At 71.7% G+C, this 14,974-nt stretch carries 13 protein-coding genes and 1 pseudogene; 8 read left to right on the plus strand and 6 right to left on the minus strand.

Translation table 11 applies throughout. The features are described 5' to 3' along the window. Window positions 1-298: 298 nt before the first annotated feature. Window positions 299-616: an LLM class flavin-dependent oxidoreductase gene (locus VFV67_RS12220; RefSeq protein WP_326469694.1), complete on the minus strand. Its 318-nt coding sequence runs from the start codon at window positions 614-616 to the stop codon at window positions 299-301. Between the two features lie 290 nt (window positions 617-906). Between VFV67_RS12220 and VFV67_RS12225 the strand changes: the two genes are divergently transcribed. Then, window positions 907-2,640, plus strand: coding sequence for a fibronectin type III domain-containing protein (locus tag VFV67_RS12225; RefSeq protein WP_326469696.1), 1,734 nt, complete (start codon window positions 907-909; stop codon window positions 2,638-2,640). A gap of 212 nt (window positions 2,641-2,852) precedes the next feature. On the opposite strand, the gene VFV67_RS12230 is transcribed toward VFV67_RS12225, so the two are convergent. After that, window positions 2,853-4,046 carry a helix-turn-helix transcriptional regulator gene (locus VFV67_RS12230; RefSeq protein ID WP_326469698.1) on the minus strand — a complete coding sequence of 398 codons (1,194 nt, stop codon included), beginning with the start codon at window positions 4,044-4,046 and terminating at the stop codon, window positions 2,853-2,855. Window positions 4,047-4,094: 48 nt separating this feature from the next. Further along, on the minus strand, window positions 4,095-5,273 hold the full coding sequence (locus VFV67_RS12235; protein WP_326469699.1) for a DUF6801 domain-containing protein: 1,179 nt from the start codon (window positions 5,271-5,273) through the stop codon (window positions 4,095-4,097). Window positions 5,274-5,477: 204 nt separating this feature from the next. On the opposite strand from VFV67_RS12235, the gene VFV67_RS12240 reads away from it, so the two are divergent. From VFV67_RS12240 to VFV67_RS12255, 4 genes are read left to right on the plus strand one after another with little or no spacing between them, the layout of a single operon-like run. Further along, on the plus strand, window positions 5,478-6,818 hold the full coding sequence (locus VFV67_RS12240) for a helix-turn-helix domain-containing protein (RefSeq protein ID WP_326469701.1): 1,341 nt from the start codon (window positions 5,478-5,480) through the stop codon (window positions 6,816-6,818). Window positions 6,819-6,868: 50 nt separating this feature from the next. Continuing rightward, window positions 6,869-7,333 (plus strand): hypothetical protein, encoded by a 465-nt coding sequence (locus tag VFV67_RS12245; RefSeq protein WP_326469703.1) that lies wholly within the window; start codon window positions 6,869-6,871, stop codon window positions 7,331-7,333. Between the two features lie 26 nt (window positions 7,334-7,359). Beyond that, window positions 7,360-7,851: a SigE family RNA polymerase sigma factor gene (locus VFV67_RS12250; protein ID WP_326469705.1), complete on the plus strand. Its 492-nt coding sequence runs from the start codon at window positions 7,360-7,362 to the stop codon at window positions 7,849-7,851. Window position 7,852: 1 nt separating this feature from the next. Continuing rightward, window positions 7,853-8,674 carry a hypothetical protein gene (locus tag VFV67_RS12255; protein WP_326469706.1) on the plus strand — a complete coding sequence of 274 codons (822 nt, stop codon included), beginning with the start codon at window positions 7,853-7,855 and terminating at the stop codon, window positions 8,672-8,674. On the opposite strand, the gene VFV67_RS12260 is transcribed toward VFV67_RS12255, so the two are convergent. From VFV67_RS12260 to VFV67_RS12270, 3 genes and pseudogenes are all read right to left on the minus strand, one after another. Continuing rightward, window positions 8,671-9,249, minus strand: a complete 579-nt coding sequence (locus VFV67_RS12260; RefSeq protein WP_326469707.1) for a hypothetical protein — start codon at window positions 9,247-9,249, stop codon at window positions 8,671-8,673. The two genes, VFV67_RS12255 and VFV67_RS12260, sit on opposite strands and share 4 nt — an antisense overlap. A 748-nt stretch (window positions 9,250-9,997) precedes the next feature. Further along, window positions 9,998-10,981, minus strand: a pseudogene (locus VFV67_RS36770) (Hsp70 family protein); the annotation flags it as partial. A gap of 14 nt (window positions 10,982-10,995) precedes the next feature. Continuing rightward, window positions 10,996-12,399, minus strand: coding sequence for a LysR family transcriptional regulator (locus VFV67_RS12270; protein ID WP_326469711.1), 1,404 nt, complete (start codon window positions 12,397-12,399; stop codon window positions 10,996-10,998). A gap of 433 nt (window positions 12,400-12,832) precedes the next feature. On the opposite strand from VFV67_RS12270, the gene VFV67_RS36775 reads away from it, so the two are divergent. The 3 genes from VFV67_RS36775 to VFV67_RS12280 are packed head-to-tail and all read left to right on the plus strand — an operon-like array spanning window position 12,833 to window position 14,030. Then, window positions 12,833-13,159: a sigma factor-like helix-turn-helix DNA-binding protein gene (locus tag VFV67_RS36775; RefSeq protein WP_414636235.1), complete on the plus strand. Its 327-nt coding sequence runs from the start codon at window positions 12,833-12,835 to the stop codon at window positions 13,157-13,159. Next, window positions 13,156-13,419 (plus strand): hypothetical protein, encoded by a 264-nt coding sequence (locus VFV67_RS12275; RefSeq protein WP_326469712.1) that lies wholly within the window; start codon window positions 13,156-13,158, stop codon window positions 13,417-13,419. The genes VFV67_RS36775 and VFV67_RS12275 overlap by 4 nt, the downstream gene beginning before the upstream one ends. A gap of 5 nt (window positions 13,420-13,424) precedes the next feature. Then, entirely contained in the window at window positions 13,425-14,030 is a 606-nt protein-coding gene (locus VFV67_RS12280; protein WP_326469714.1) for a hypothetical protein, read from the plus strand. The last annotated feature ends 944 nt before the right edge of the window (window positions 14,031-14,974 follow it).

The raw sequence follows: 14,974 nt of genomic DNA on the forward strand, positions 1-14,974 counted from the left end.
GGGCCCGTCCATGTGCCGAACTGGAAGTTCATGTGCCCGAGATGGCAACTCGCCGACCGTGATGACCGCGATCCTCGGCGAGTCCCCGTGTCCGGTCCGCTGAGCCGCCGACTCCAGCCCGCCAAGCCGCCGACTCCAGCCCAGTGAGATGCGGGTTCGGCGCCACTGCCGGGCTCCAGGCGGGCCGCGCCTGCGGCGCCGGGCCGCGCCGCAGGCGCGGCCCGGCGCGCTGGCCGGGCGGGCCCGAACCGGCAGTTCATGTGCCCACACTGGCAACTCGGTTGGTGGGACTGGGAACTCAGGTCCTTGGGGTGGCAACTCGGGTAAGGGGGCCGTGGCTGAGCAGGTCGAGGCTGGTCACGGCGTTGGCCACCACCTGGGGACGGCGCCGGGGCAGTGGCGTGACCGCGGGGCCGATGCGGAGCCGGGAGGTGGCCTGGGCAACGGCGCCGAGGGTCACCCACGGGTCACCGGACGGCATTCCGAAGGCGAAGCCGAGGTGGTCCCAGACGAACAGGCCGTCCCAGCCGGCCTGCTCGGCGACCTGGGCCAGGTCGGCCACCCGGCCAGGGTCGGCGTAGTCACCCAACGTGCATACGCTCAGTCCGTATCGCATGGGCCGAGCCTGCCACCGGGGTACGACATTGCTCAGCGGCGGAGTATTTCAGAAACGCTTTTTAGCAATTTTACACAAATGCATCGCATGTGTTCCCCGATGCCAATAACACTGGGGATCCGTAGCCGCCGTTGACAAGTTTTCGATGCGCTGTATCGGTTTTGACCCAGCGGCCTTGCCCACCCATACCAGCCTGGATAACTTACTGGTCGGTAGCCATCATGTGGCCCCGATTCACCTGCCGTTCCACGCGGTTTTGTATCACCGTTGATACGTACGGAAGGATGATTGTGAGTCATCGAAAAATATCCAGGAGGCTGGTCGCGGGACTCACCGCGGCGGGCACCGCCGGGGCGGTCGTGGCCGGTCTGCTGGTCAGCGCCGGCAACAGCTCCGCCGAGCCGCGCGAGCTGACCTTGCGGTTCAACTGCTCCTTCCCGCTGATCGGAAACCAGGATGTGACCGTGACCATCTCCGCGGACATCCCGGCCACCATTCCGGTGAACACGCCCAGCGATCCATTCGCCATCAACGCCGTCGCCAATGCCGGGGTGAACGCCACCGCGGGACTGGTGCTGGTCGGCGCGACGACGATCGAGGGGTTCTCCGACGCCGGATCCCGGATCACCGCTCCCGGCATCGACCTGCCGCTGACGGTGCCGGCGCAGATTCCCGTCCAACCCGTTCCGGCCCAGGGTCAGCCGCTGATCCTGAACGCCACCGGCACCTCTCCCTCGGTGACGTTCCCGCAGGCCGGAACCGCCCGGATCAGCGTGGAAACGCTCGCCCTGCGGGCCCTGCACCCACGCAACGCCCAGGGCGGCGACACGGGTCTCGGCGTGTTCGACGCGCCGTGCACCACGGTCGCGGGCCAGAACACCACACTCGCCGAGATCACGGTCACCGACGGCGGAGGCGGCGGTGACACCGAGGCGCCGACCGCGCCCGGCCAACCGGTGGTCGAGGCCACGACGACGGACAGCGTCTCGCTGAGCTGGCCGGCGTCGACGGACAACGTCGGGGTCACCGCCTACGACGTGTTCAACGGCGACACCCTGGCCACCACCGTCACCGGCACCTCGGCGACGGTGACCGGCCTGACCGCGGCCACCAGCTACACGTTCACGGTCAAGGCCCGGGACGAGGCGGGCAACGTCTCGGCGGCCAGCCCATCGGTCACCGCGCAGACCCAGCCCGGCCAGCCCCCGGTGGACACCACGCCGCCGACGGCCCCTGGCAACCTGACCTCGACCGGCGCCACCCAGAACAGCGTCTCGCTGTCCTGGTCGGCGGCCACCGACAACGTCGGGGTCACCGGGTACGACGTGTTCAACGGCAGCACCCTGGCCACCAGCGTCACCGGCACCTCGGCGACGGTCTCCGGCCTGACCGCGGACACCAGCTACACCTTCACCGTCCAGGCCCGCGACGCGGCCGGCAACACCTCGCCGGCCAGCAACGCGGTGACCGTCCGCACCCAGGCCGGCGGCGGTGGCGGCGACCTTCCGGTCAACTTCGCCCTGACCGGCTCGTCGACCATCAGGGCGGCCAACGGCACGATCCAGGTCAGCGGCTCGGTCGCGGCTCTGCTCAACCTGGCGACCGGCAACTTCTCGGCGGACCTGCAACTCAACCCGACCACCGGGCGGTTCACCGTCCTCGGGTTCCTGCCGGCCACCGCGAAGATCCAGTTCGTCCAGGCCGAGCGCACCACCGGCACGTTCGCCGCCGGCGTGCTGTCGGCCACCGCCCGCACCACGATCAAGCTGCCGCAGGTGAAGATCTTCGGCTTCCCGATCGCGGGCGGACCGACCTGCCAGACCCGGACTCCGGCCGAGATCCCGTTGCGCTCCGGGCCGAACTTCGACCCGATCGCCGGCGGCTCGGTGTCCGGTACGTACACGATTCCGGCCCTGCAGGGCTGCGGTGTGCTGAACGATCTGGTCAGCATGCTCACCACCGGCCCGGGGAACACGATTCAGGCGACCCTGGCGCCACCCGCCGCGTCCCGCGCCCGGCGGTAACCGCTCCACACAAAAGAACCCGGCCCCGCCGCTGTTCGCGGCGGGGCCGGTTACGTGCCGGCCAGGCGCTGCCGGCACTTTTCCGGCGGCATCGCGGGGAGGGCGACTCACCCGCGGCATCACCGGTGACCTACCGTCTGCCATCCACGACAGAAGGTTACAAACGGTGGTACCCAAGGGTTTTGCCTAGGTGGCAACCTCACCCGGACGGGTTATTGGACCGGCAACCCGGCCCGGTACGCCATGCCGCGCAGCTCCCGGCCGACGGCATCCCGGCGGGACCGGGCCAGCAGCTCGGCGATCACCGAGCGCATCATCGGGTGCCGGTGGATCCGGGCCGGGGCAATGCGTTCGGCCCGGCGCAGCATCACCACCGCCTCGGTGTGCCGGCGCGGCAACCGGGCCAGCGCCACGCCGTACTCGCGCCAGTAGTGCGACCGCCGGGTGGGCGAGGGGATCGCGTCCGGATCGATGGTGCCGGCGATCCGCGCCGCCTCGGCGTACTCGCCGCTCTCCAGAGCCACCGACATCCGCCAGATGCCGACGTTGCTCGGCCCGAACCCGAACCACATCGCATTGCCGTTGCCGGTCCGCTCGGCCAGGTCGGCGGCCTCGGCCAGCGCCGCGGCCCGCTCGGCCGGGCGCCCACTGGCCGCGGCGACCAGCGACGAGGTGAGCGCCAGCATCCCGGTGACCTGCATGGCCTCGTCGCTGCCGGTGCCGACGACGGGAACGGCCAGGGTCGTCGCCGCGAGGTCGAACGCGCCGGCGGCCAGCAGGGCGAACGCGGTGCCGAACGCGGCCACCGCGTGGGTCATCTGGTCGTCCTCGAGCCGCTCGGCCGCCTGCCGGGCCAGCATCGCGGCCTGCCAGCCGAGATCGCACGACGCACCCACGTCGGTCAGCCAGGCCTCGGTGCCCTGCACGTGCAGCAGCGCGATCAGGCGCAGCACCTCCCGCTCCTCGCGGCCGGCGGCCACGGTGGTGTGCAGGTCTCGGATCAGGGCCGGCAACAGCTCGCCGACCTCGGTGTGCCGGCAGTCGCGCTGCGCGTCGAGCACGTCGGCGACCCGCGCGCCGAGCACGGCGGCCGGTTGGACCGTTCCGTTGGGCTCGTTCATGGCGGCCGACATCAGGGCCATCCGGACCGCGATCAGCGACCGGTCCTCGTCCGCCGGGCCGGGCGTGACCGCGCCGACCCCGGTGATCTCCATCGGGGCGACCTCGAGCGCGTCGGCCAGCGCCACGATCAGCGACCGGCGGTCCAGCGCCCGCTCACCGTTCTCCAGCCGGGACAGGTAGGAGGGGGAGATCCCGGCGAGCCCGGCGATCACGGTCAACGATTTGCCACGCGCGTGTCGGATTTGCCGCAGCTTGCGACCAATCTCGGTGTACGCACCAGTCACGCTGCCCCGCAATCGACCGGATGAGGTACCTCGTAAGGGTACCCAGTATTACCGCGAGTGGGCGCTTCTCCTTCGCTGGAGCCACAGGAACCCGATCCCTAGCCCGATCAGCGCGATCGCCACCGACATCGGCGCCAGCACCGACGCGCCGGTATCGGCCAGCTTCCCGGTGTCGCCGGACGACACGTTGGCGTTGTTCGCCGGGACCACCGCGGTCGTCGTGCTGGTGGTCGTCTCGGCCGGCGTGGTCGTCGTCGTGCTGGTGTCGTCCGAGGTCGTGGTCTCGTCCGAGGTCGTGGTCTCGTCCGACGTGGTCGTCTCGTCGGACGTGGTCGTGGTCGGCGACGTGGTCGTGGTGGTCTCGTCGGACGTGGTCGTGGTCGGCGAGGTCGTGGTGGTGGTCGTGGTCTCGTCGGTCGTGGTCGTCGTTGTCGTCGTGCTCGTGTCGTCGGACGTGGTCGTGGTCTCGTCGGTCGTCGTGGTCGTCTCGTCCGTCGTGGTGGTCGTCGTGGTCTCGTCGGTCGTCGTGGTCGTCGTGGTGGTCTCGTCGGTCGTCGTGGTGGTCGTGGTCTCGTCCGTGGTGGTGGTGGTCGTAGTCGTGGTGGTCGTGGTCGTCTCGGCCGGCGTCACCGTGATCTCGGCCAGCAGCGTGTTCTGGTCCGGAAGCTGCGTGCACGGCGCGTCGAACACGCCGAGACCGGTGTCGCCGCCCTGGGCGTTGCGCGGGTGCAGTGCGCGCAGGGCCAGCGCGCCCACGTTGATCCGCGCCGTGCCTGGTTCCGGGAAGGTCACCGACGGCGCGGTGCCGTTCGCGTTCAGGATCAGCGGGTTGTTGAGCGGCGGCACCGGCTGGGTCGGGATCGTCGTGGGCACGGTGAGCGGCAGGTCGATGCCCGGCGCGGTGATCCGGGTGGACGAGTCGGCGAACCCCTCGATGGTCGTCGCACCCACCAGCACCAGTCCGGCCGTGGCGTTGACCCCCGAGTCGGCCCGGGCGTTGATCACGAACGACTCGCTCGGCGTGTCCTCCTCGATCGTGCTCGGAATGTCCGCGCTGATCGTCGCGGTCACCCGCTGCTGGCCGATCAGCGGGAAGGTGCAGTCGTACTGCAGGGTCAGCTCACGCGGCTCGGCCGAGCCGCTTCCGCCGGCCAGCAGCAGGCCGGCCGCGACCATGCACACGGTCACCGCGGCGGCCAGCCCGGCCGCGAATTGCCTCGCCCTCATCTGACCTCTTCCGCGCCGGAGAAACACGCCAGATGCCGGAAATTACTAGCTATTCTCCGCCAGTCACAACCTGCCGGAGCACAACGCATAATCCCCGTCAATACGTTGTCACCGGCCCACAGGACGGGTCGCGAAAGTTGTCACCCGGCCACGATCAGAATGCGGGTTTTTGACATGCCGATCCGGCCGATTCTAGGGTCGGTCATGCCGATCCAGCCGAACGGCAACGCCGCCGCCGCCGAGCTCGGAGTGGCCCAGCGCATCTGGGCGAAGATCCCCCGGGGCTTCGTCGAGGCGTTGCGCCCGGTGACCGCGCTGATGGTCCGGGACGCCGTGCGGGAGATTCAGCGGGTCGTGCCCGCCTACCGGCAGCCGCTGGAGGGCAAGTTCCGCGAGGTGCTGATCGGCACCGTCGAGATGGCCATCACCAAATGCCTGGACACGGTCGGCAACCCGGAGGTCGACCAGTCGGACTGGAAGCCGGTGTTCCGCTACGCCGGGCGGGTGGAGTTCCTCGAGGGCCGCACGATGGACGCGCTGCAAACCGCGGTGCGGGTCGGGGCCCGGGTGTTCTGGCGGCACGTGTGCGTGATCGGCCGGCGGATCGGCGTGCCCACCGACGTCCTGTTCGCCATCGCCGACGCCAGCTTCGCCTGGGTGGACGAGATCAGCACGGTGGCGATCGAGGGCTACACCGAGGCGCAGGCGCACGCCACCGGCGCGCTCGAGCGGCGCCGCCGTCAACTGCTCAAGCTGCTGCTGTCCGAGCAGCCGGTCCCCCGCCAGAGCATCGTGGACCTGGCCGCGGCCACCGACTGGACGGTGCCGGACCAGGTCGCCGTCGTCGCCCTGGAGTACCGCGACGACCAACACCAGCGGCCGGCCATCTCGCTCGGCCGGCAGGTGCTCGTCGACCTGGAGAGCGGCTCACCCTGCCTGGTCCTGCCCGATCCGGACGAGCAGGTGGGCGTCCTGGCCGGGGAGCTGTGCGGGCAGCGGGCCGCGGTCGGCCCGGTGGTTCCGCTGGCCCAGGCGCGGCGCTCGCTGGACTGCGCCCGGCGCACCGTCGCCCTCGTGCAGCGCGAGGTGCTGCCGTCCGCGCCGGTCACCTGGTGTCGCGACCACCTGGCCACCCTGGCACTGCTGTCCGACGAGTTCCTGATCGCGCAACTGATCGATCGGGCCATGGCCCCGTTCGCCGGGCTCACCGTCAAGCAGCGGGAACGCTCGGCCAGCACGCTGCTCGCCTGGCTGGAGACCCGTGGCGGGGTCAACGAGATCGCCGGTCGGCTCGGCATCCACCCGCAGACCGTGCGGTACCGGATGCACCAGATCGAGGAACTGCTCGGCGACCGGCTGTCCGATCCGGACGAGCTGTTCACCATGGAGATCGCGCTGCGGGCCCGCCGGCTGCTCGACCGGGACGGCGCGGACCCGGTGCCCGGCGCCGAAACCGACCCCGCCGTTGCGCCATCCAGCCCAACGGCTATCCGGCATAACCGAAAAGGTTCGGCCGCGGCGGAACTTTCCGCCCTTCCGTGGTAGTCCAACGTGCCACCTCGACCGAGGGCACCCCGACCATGGAAGGAACGTTCATGCCCGTCCCCAGCCCGGTCCGCAACGCCACCTACGCCGTGTGGGCGATTCTCGCCCTCGCGGTACTGCGGGTGGTGCTCACCATCGCGTTCAAGGACGATCTCGTCGACGCCTACATCGCGGAGCACACTCTGGACTGGCTGCCGCGCGACTCCGCCGCCGAGATGGCGCCGCAGTTCGTCGGCGTCTCGATCGTCTCACTGGCACTCACCGCGCTGCTGGCGTTCGCCGCGATCAACCTTCCGAAGGGGAAGAACTGGGCGCGGATCGTCGCGGTCGTGTTCGCCGCCCTGGTGATCGTCGGTGTCGGCCTCGCCTTCCTGGCCCCGTCGCTGGTGATCCTGCAGATCATCAACGTCGTGATGGCGCTGGCCTCGGCGGCGGTGATCGTGCTGCTGTTCACCGCCGACGCCAACCGGTTCTTCGCCGCCCGGACCGGCAGCACCGCCGGCAACCCGGTGTAGCGCCGCAACCACGCGGGGAGACGGTCATGGCCGGGACGACGGACAGCGGGTTCGCGGTGTACTTCGCGGACCGGGTCGCCGGGTTGCGCCGGGCCGCCTACCTGCTGACCGGAAACTGGCATGACGCCGAGGACGTGGTGCAGGCCGCGTTCGTCCGGCTCTACGGGGTGTGGCACCGGGTGCGGCGGGACACGGCCGACGCCTACCTGCGCAAGGTGATGATCAACGTCTTCCTGTCGAGCAAGCGCGGCCAGCCGGCGCGCGAGCACCCGGTGCCCGACCTCCCCGACCTGCCCGCCGCGCAACCCGTCGCCGACGACCGGCTGGTGCTGCGGCATGCGCTGGCCGCGCTCACCCCGCACCAACGGGCCGTCGTGGTGCTGCGCTACTGGGACGGCCTGAGCGTTGCCGAGACCGCGGCCGCGCTCGGCATCTCCCAAGGCACCGTGAAGAGCCAACTGCACCGCGCCGTGCACGCGCTGCGGCCGTACCTGAGCGAAGACCGTGGAGTGCGCTGACATGCCCGACGACATCGGGAATCTCGACCTGACCATGCGCCGCGCGCTCACGCGCTGCCTGCCGGAGCACGAACCGGCGATCGGGGTCGATCTCGAGGAGGTGCTGCGGCGCGGCCGCCGCCGGTTCCACACCCGGCGGATCGTGCCGGTGGCCGCGGCGGTGATCACCGTGCTGGCCATCGCGGTGCCGTGGAGCCTGCACCGGCCGGCACCGCCGGAACCGCCGCCGGTCCTCGGCACCGGACCGGCGACGGCCACCAGCACCGAACCGACCGGGCCACGGATCCCGGCCGGACACCGGCGGGACACCGACGCCGACACGCTCACCACGTACGCCGTGCAGAACCGGCTGCCGGCCGGGCGAATCGTCGAGCACTTCGGCACCCGCAGCGACGAGTTCGACGGCGGCGGCCGGTACGGCTACGGCTTCCACATGCTGTGGGCGGAAGGCGGCCGCTACGGGTACCTGATCGGGCTGCACCGCACCCGCGGCGCCTATCCGGCCACCGCGTACGGCTTGCCGGCCGAGCCGTGCGCCGAACCCGGAACCCGGTTGCCGCAGTACAACTGCGCGCCATTCGAGGCGCCGGCCGGCGATCTCGCGACCTCGTTCGAACTCGCCGAGCAGGGCTACCGGATGCGCGGGCTGATCTGGGAGAAGCAGGACCCGGCCGGCGGCGCGCCCATCCGGGTCACCGGGATCTTCTACCTGCCGGCCCCCGGCGCACCGACGCCGTTCCCGGCGCTGGATACCGCGCCCCGGCTGGAGTCCTTCCCGCTCACGGTGGCCGACATCGCCCGGGCCTTCGGCATGGAGATCTAGGTAAGCGCCCAGATGCCGGTGACGTCCTGGGTGGTTCCGATGCCGACCCGCACCGCGCGCACCGGTGTGCGCGGCGGCAGGGCGACCAGCGCGCAGAACGCCAGCGTCCCGGTCAGCGCTCCGGCCGGAGCCAGCGGTGTGCACTCGTGCCGTTGCGCCCGGAACGGCGACCGCACCACCGCACCTCGATCGTCCACAACGGACACTTCGACGACCGGCAGCCGGTCGCCGGCCACCGGCTCGGCGAGTCGCGCGGCCACCCGCACCAGCACGGCCCGGGTGCCGGGCAGGCCGACCACCGCCTCGTTGGAGTACTCCACGTCGAAGTAGGCGGAGATGTCCTCCAGCACGTCCACGACCGCCACGTCCGCGACGAAGTTGTTGGCCCGCACCGGGATTGGGGTTCCGGCCGGCAGCGCGCCGGACAGTTCGGCGGGGGCCCGGCCGGCGGTGGCGGCGCCGGTGACCGGGACCCGGGCACCGTTCGGGATGGACTCCTTGACGTAGAGGTTGGTCGGGCTGCGATGGGACAGGGTGGCCGCGGCCACCTCGACGATCGGGGTCGCCGCCGGCACGGCGTAAAGCAGGCAGGCCGGCACCTCGGTGCCGGCTGGCCACCGCGGTCGGGTCGAACGGGCCTGGGCAGCCCTCGGGCAGGTTCGGCGCGCCGGTCACCGGGCTGATCATCAGGCCCCGGTCGTCGACCAGGAACACCGGTGTGCGCACGAAGTTCGGCACCGCCTGGCTGAGCCGCTCGGTGGTCCGCACGAGCACCAGCCGGTATCCGGCCGGCGCCTGGTTGCCGGCCTCGGTGAGCCTGCGGTGGCCGGCATCGGTGTCGTCGAAGGAGTCCAGCCGCCAGTCGGTGTTCGGCCGGTCCGGCAGATGCCGGATCACCGCGTACTGTCCCGTTCGCACCTCGGGCAGCGCCGCGGTGGGCCGGCCGGAATTCTCGATCCGCTTGCCCGGCTGGGGTTCCGGCAGGGTCAGCCGAGGAACCGCACCGGGCTGGGCGACCGGCGCCCCGGTCAGCGAGCGGTCGAACACGCCGGTGCCGAGCAGCGTCGCGAACACCGACAGCAGCACGACGAGCACCGCCGCGGCGAGCACGGTCGCCGTGCGCCGGGATCGGGTCGCGGCCGGCTCGGCCGGCTCGGCCGGCGCGCTGGCCGGGCCGCGCGGTCCCGACGGTTCCCGGGCCTGCGGTGCGGCGCGGGATGTCCCGGCGATGTCCGTCTCGCCCACCGGCTCCACCACGGTGTGCGCGCCGAGCGCGACGACCAGCTCGGGCGTCTCGTCGAGCAGCACCGGAACCGGCAGCCGGGCCCGCAACAGCCGGGCCAGCAACGGAATCCGGCTCGAACCGCCGACCAGATGCACCGCGGTCAGGTCGGTGCCGGACAGCCCGGCGGAGCGGACCGCGCCGGCCAGCAACTCGACCGCCCGGTCCAGCTCCGGCCCGATCGTCGCCTCCAACTCGGCCCTGGTCAGCAACGCCTCCGGCAGCCCGCCGGGCAGCGCGACCTCAACCTGTTGCTGCTGCGACAGTTCCTCCTTGGCCCGCCGCACGTCCTCGCGCAGCCGGGACACCTCGGGCAGCTCGGCCAGCGCCACCGGCCGGGTGCGCTCGGCCTCGTCGAGCAGGTCGCCGAGCACCGGCCGGGCCCGGCGCAGGTGCTCGATCATCCGCTGGTCCAGATCCTCACCACCGAGGTCGGGCAGCCCCGCGCAGTCGACCACGGTCAGTCCGGTCGGCTCCCGGCGTACCACCGCGGCGTCGCAGGTGCCGGCGCCGAAGTCCAGCACGGCCAGCGTTGCGCCGACCGGCATGTCGTGCCGGCCGGCGAAGAAGGCCGCCGCGCCGACCGGCTCCGGCACCGTGGACAGCCGGGGCACCAGACCCTGCGCCGCGCTCATCAGCGCGCCGAGCCGGGTGGAACCCCAGTCCGCCGGGTGGGTCAGCACCAGGTGCTGCACCGGCGCGCCGGCGGTCCGGATCGCCTCGGCCAGCGCGGTGACCAGCACCGCGCGCACCAGCGTCGTCGTCGGCACCACGGAATCGCCGAGCAGCACCTCGGGTTCGCCGATTCGCGCCTTGGGATTGCGCTCCAGCCGGGCCGGTTCCCGGCTGGCCTTGCGCAGCGCGTCCGCACCGACCACCGGGTGGCCGTCGCGCGCCCAGAACACGGCGGAGGGAAACCACGGCGCACCGGCCGGCCGGACCAGCCGGGCCGGGAGGTCCGGACCGGACACCACCACGACCGTATGGGAGGTACCGAAGTCCACCACCGCGGTAACCTGCCGCACCGCACCCTCCGCCGTCAGCCCATTCCGTTGGACATACTGTGCGACGGCACGGCCAGGCCGGGCGTTCCGGGCGGATCGGAGTTGTAGCGGATGGACATGAGCGTGGCGCGGAACGCCGCCTCGGGGCCGGCGACCGCCGAGAGCAGGTTGCGCGCCGCGGGCGAGAGCTCGGTTCCCCGGTAGCTGCGCACGAACAGGCCCATGCCGAGGGCGCGTTCCAGCCGGTGGATGCGCCGGCTCAGCGCCGGTTGGCTGATCAGCAGGATGCGGGCGGCGCGGTTGAGGCTGCCGGTCGCGCACACCACCCGCAGCAGGTGCAGGTCGGCCAGGCCGAGCCGGCGCGGGTCCCCGGAGGCCGTGCAGCCGGCGTCGACCGAGCGCAACCCGGCGAGCAGCTCCGGGTCGAAGTCCGGCGCCCGCGCCGGATCCGGTGCCACGATCGGGAAGTCCGGGCCGTTGCGGTATCCCGGGTTGCGCACCGCCGCCGCGCTGACGTAGCAGGTGCGCAGCCGGTGCACCAGGATGCGGGCCAGCCGCTCGTCGATCAGGGTCGGGTCGGAGCTCAACATCAGGCGCCGGCGCGGCGGGTTGCGCAGCGGCCGCACCACGATCCCGGACCGGTTGTTCGCCGACGGCACGGTCAACGGTGAGACCAGCGCGACGCCGACCGCGTGGCTGATCATGCTCCGCCCGGTGGCGCCGGAGTCCGCGGTGTAGCCCAGGTGCGGGGCGAACCCCTCGGCCGTGCACACCGCGTGGATCAGCTGCCGGGCCTGCTCGGTGGGTCCGCTGATCCACCGGTCCGCGGCCAGGGCGCGCAACGACACGGCGGACCGGCCGGCGCTGGGATGGCTGGCCGGCAGCGCCACCCAGAGCGGCTCGTCAAGGACGGTGAGCGCGGCGGCCGGCCGGGTCGGGACCAGCGGCCGGCCGGGCACCTGCCAGGCGTAGACCGCGTCGGCCTCGTGCCGGTCGTAGAGCTCGACCGCGACCGCCGGCTCGCGGTTGGTCACCTCGAGCAGCATGCCGGGGACGTGCGCGGCCAGTTCGTCGGCGAACTCGTCCCAGTTGCGGCCGAACCCGGCCAGCCGCAGCCGCGGGATGCCGGTCGGCCGGCCGGCCACCATGTCCGACACCCGCGCAGCCGCCGCCGCGACCGCACCGACCAGCGAGGCGCCCGCGGCCAGCACGGTGCGCCCGGCCGCCGTCACCCGGACCCGCTCGGCATCTCCGCGCACCAGCGCCGCGTCCAGCCTGCGCTCCAGCTTGCCCAACCGCCGAACGGCCACCGACGGCGACAACCCGGCCGCCCGCGCCGCACCCGGGATACTCGCGGTTTCGGCCACCCCTTTGAGCACAAGAAGATCCAGTTCATCGAGCGGCAACTGCCCGGGATCCGCCGTGAGTTTTCCTGACACAGCCCGCCCCTCGTGGTTTCGGGGCGACCGTACGAGAGCAGGCTCCGCCGCGCCTACAGCCGCTCTACAGCCGGCCTCCATTGGACAGAACGTGGACAGCGCTCCGATCTTCGTCACGATCGGTCCGGCCGGCGCACCTATGAGTTGGGGACAGGCGCACTTGGGTCCGGGGCGACACGGAATGCCGAAGGGACGGGAAACAGGACGTGAAGCGTGACCCGACCGGCTTGGCCCGGCAACGGCGCGCGGTCGAGCTTCGTGCCAGGCACTACACGGAACTGGCCGCGTACGCCGGGTTGGGGTGCACGCCGGCCGAAGCCCGCCAGGTCGCGAACGACAGCCTGGCTGAGCTGGCGATCTACGAGTCCGGCCCGGCGACCGAGCCGATCGGCAACGATCGCGCCTGGCTGTACCGGACCGCCCAGTACAAGGCATGGGAGCTGTTCCGCGACCGGTTCCACCGGCATGTGCCGCTCGACGACATGGCCGAGGCGCGGCTCATCGACCCCATGTCGGGCCGGCCAGGCAGACCGAACCGACCGAGATCCTCGATGCGATCCGGATGCTGCCCCAACGCCTGCGCGATCCGCTGCTGTTCCGCATGGCCGGCTTCTCGCACAAGGAGATCGCCTGTTTCCGCGCCTGTTCGGTCGATACCGCCAGACAGCGGATCTGCCGGGCCCGCAGGGTTCTGTCCACCTGGCTCGGGACCGAACCGGCCGCGAGCCTGTCCGCAACTACCCGCCGGAGGGCAAGATGACCGCGCCCTGGAACGGTCCGCCGGACGACCACGACCCGCTCGACCGCCTGCTGCGCGATCTGCATGATCACCTCAGGGAACGGTTCGCGCCCGACGTGCACGACGCGGACAGGTTGACCGCCTTTCTCACGCGGGTCGACGAGTTGGCCCGGGCGGCTCCGCCCGGCATGCGGTCGCTGCCGGTTCCCCCCGCTCCCCCGCCGGGCAGATCCACGATCGATGCCGCACGCATCATCGCCAAACCGCCGAGTACCCGGTGATTCCGGTGACCGCACAACACGATCTGGCGGTGCACCGGACCATCGCGGTCATCGACATGGCGGGGTTCGGCGACCGGATCCGTACCAACCGGCACCAGGTCGCGGCCCGCGCGGGCATGTACCGGGCCCTCGGCCACGCCTTCGACCAGGCCCGGATCCCCTGGGCCGGGTGCTATCACGAGGATCGCGGCGACGGGGCGTTCGTGCTCGCCCCGGCCGACATCCCCAAGGCCCTGTTCGTCGAGCGGCTTCCCGGTGCCCTGGCGACGGCCCTGCGCCGGCACAACCACACCCATCCGGTCGAGGAACAGGTCCGGCTCCGGATGGCGATCCACGCCGGCGAGCTCTACCACGACGACTACGGGGTCACCGGCCGGGCGCTCACCCTGGCCTTCCGCCTGGTGAGCTCCCCACACCTCAAGCAGGCCCTGGCCACTTCCCCCGGCTCCCTTGCCCTGATCACCTCCTCCTGGTTCTTCGACGAGGTCGTCCGCAACAGCCACCCGACCACCGCCGCCTACCGCCCGGTACCGATCACGGTCAAGGAATCCACCACCGTCGGGTGGATCTCCCTGCCGGACGAGGCGGAGTACACCCGCACCGCGATATGACGGCGCCGGCTCCGCGATCCGCTCGAGCCGCGCGTCCGGCCGGCGTCCTGGATGATCCGCCTCGTGACCGCGCACACCTGGCTGAACAGCAGCGACCAGCTCATCCCCGGTACCGACCGCTACCGGTCCGACCGGGAATTCGTGTGGTGGGACTACACCCCCAGCCACGGGCAGCTCCTGCTGCGGCGCCGGGGCGCCGCAGGCGCCGGGCATCGCCTGGGAGTCGCTTGCGACGACCGTCAGGTTCCAGGGAACCCAGCTACCGGGGTATGGCACAAATGTGGCGCTGCGCATGCAGCGCCGCATGAATGTGCCATCGCGCGGCCGTAGCACGGTGCCGGACCGGGAGTCGATCACCGTCGCGACAACGCGCCACCCGCGCCCGCTGGGTGCCGCGCTGCGGTGCCCGGCGCCTGCGGCCGCCGGGCATCGCCGGTCACGTCCGAGGAACGTCGTATTCACCGGCCAAGGGGCATGAACATTACGTTCTGCGGTCCCCACGGGGTGCCGCGCAATGTGGCATTGCGCGAGTGGATCCGCATGATGTGACATCTCGCGGAACGCAGCGGAGTCGTGCCCGGCTGCGCCGAACGCAGCGGAGTCGTGCCCGGCTGCGCCGGACGCCTGCGGCGCCCGGCGCCCGGCGCCGCAGGCGTCGAGCGTCTGCGGCCGGTTCATTCCGAGTAAGATCCCGATCACCGCCCAAAAGCGCATGCAGGTGACATCCTGCGGAACCCGGCCCCGAGGTGCCGCGCAACGTGCATCGCGCGGGTGGAACCGCATCAGGTGCCCCATCTCGCCGAACGCAGCGGAGTCCTGCCCCCGCTTCGCCGGGCGCCTGCGGCGCCCGGCGCCGCAGGCGCCGAGCATCACCGGCGGTCATTCCGAACAACGCCACATCACCGACCCGAAGCACATGAACCTGACCTGCACCGAACCCGGCC

Source organism: Actinophytocola sp. (genome assembly GCF_035762905.1).
Classification (GTDB): domain Bacteria; phylum Actinomycetota; class Actinomycetes; order Mycobacteriales; family Pseudonocardiaceae; genus DASYTH01.

What these genes read in the sequence shown, in the direction of transcription:
- VFV67_RS36775 (WP_414636235.1), top strand. Translation starts at nt 12,833, where the DNA reads ATGGGAGCTGTTCCGCGACCGGTTCCACCGGCATGTGCCGCTCGACGA.
- VFV67_RS12220 (WP_326469694.1), bottom strand. Translation starts at nt 616, where the DNA reads ATGCGATACGGACTGAGCGTATGCACGTTGGGTGACTACGCCGACCCT.
- VFV67_RS12245 (WP_326469703.1), top strand. Translation starts at nt 6,869, where the DNA reads ATGCCCGTCCCCAGCCCGGTCCGCAACGCCACCTACGCCGTGTGGGCG.
- VFV67_RS12275 (WP_326469712.1), top strand. Translation starts at nt 13,156, where the DNA reads ATGACCGCGCCCTGGAACGGTCCGCCGGACGACCACGACCCGCTCGAC.
- VFV67_RS12255 (WP_326469706.1), top strand. Translation starts at nt 7,853, where the DNA reads ATGCCCGACGACATCGGGAATCTCGACCTGACCATGCGCCGCGCGCTC.
- VFV67_RS12235 (WP_326469699.1), bottom strand. Translation starts at nt 5,273, where the DNA reads ATGAGGGCGAGGCAATTCGCGGCCGGGCTGGCCGCCGCGGTGACCGTG.
- VFV67_RS12250 (WP_326469705.1), top strand. Translation starts at nt 7,360, where the DNA reads ATGGCCGGGACGACGGACAGCGGGTTCGCGGTGTACTTCGCGGACCGG.
- VFV67_RS12240 (WP_326469701.1), top strand. Translation starts at nt 5,478, where the DNA reads ATGCCGATCCAGCCGAACGGCAACGCCGCCGCCGCCGAGCTCGGAGTG.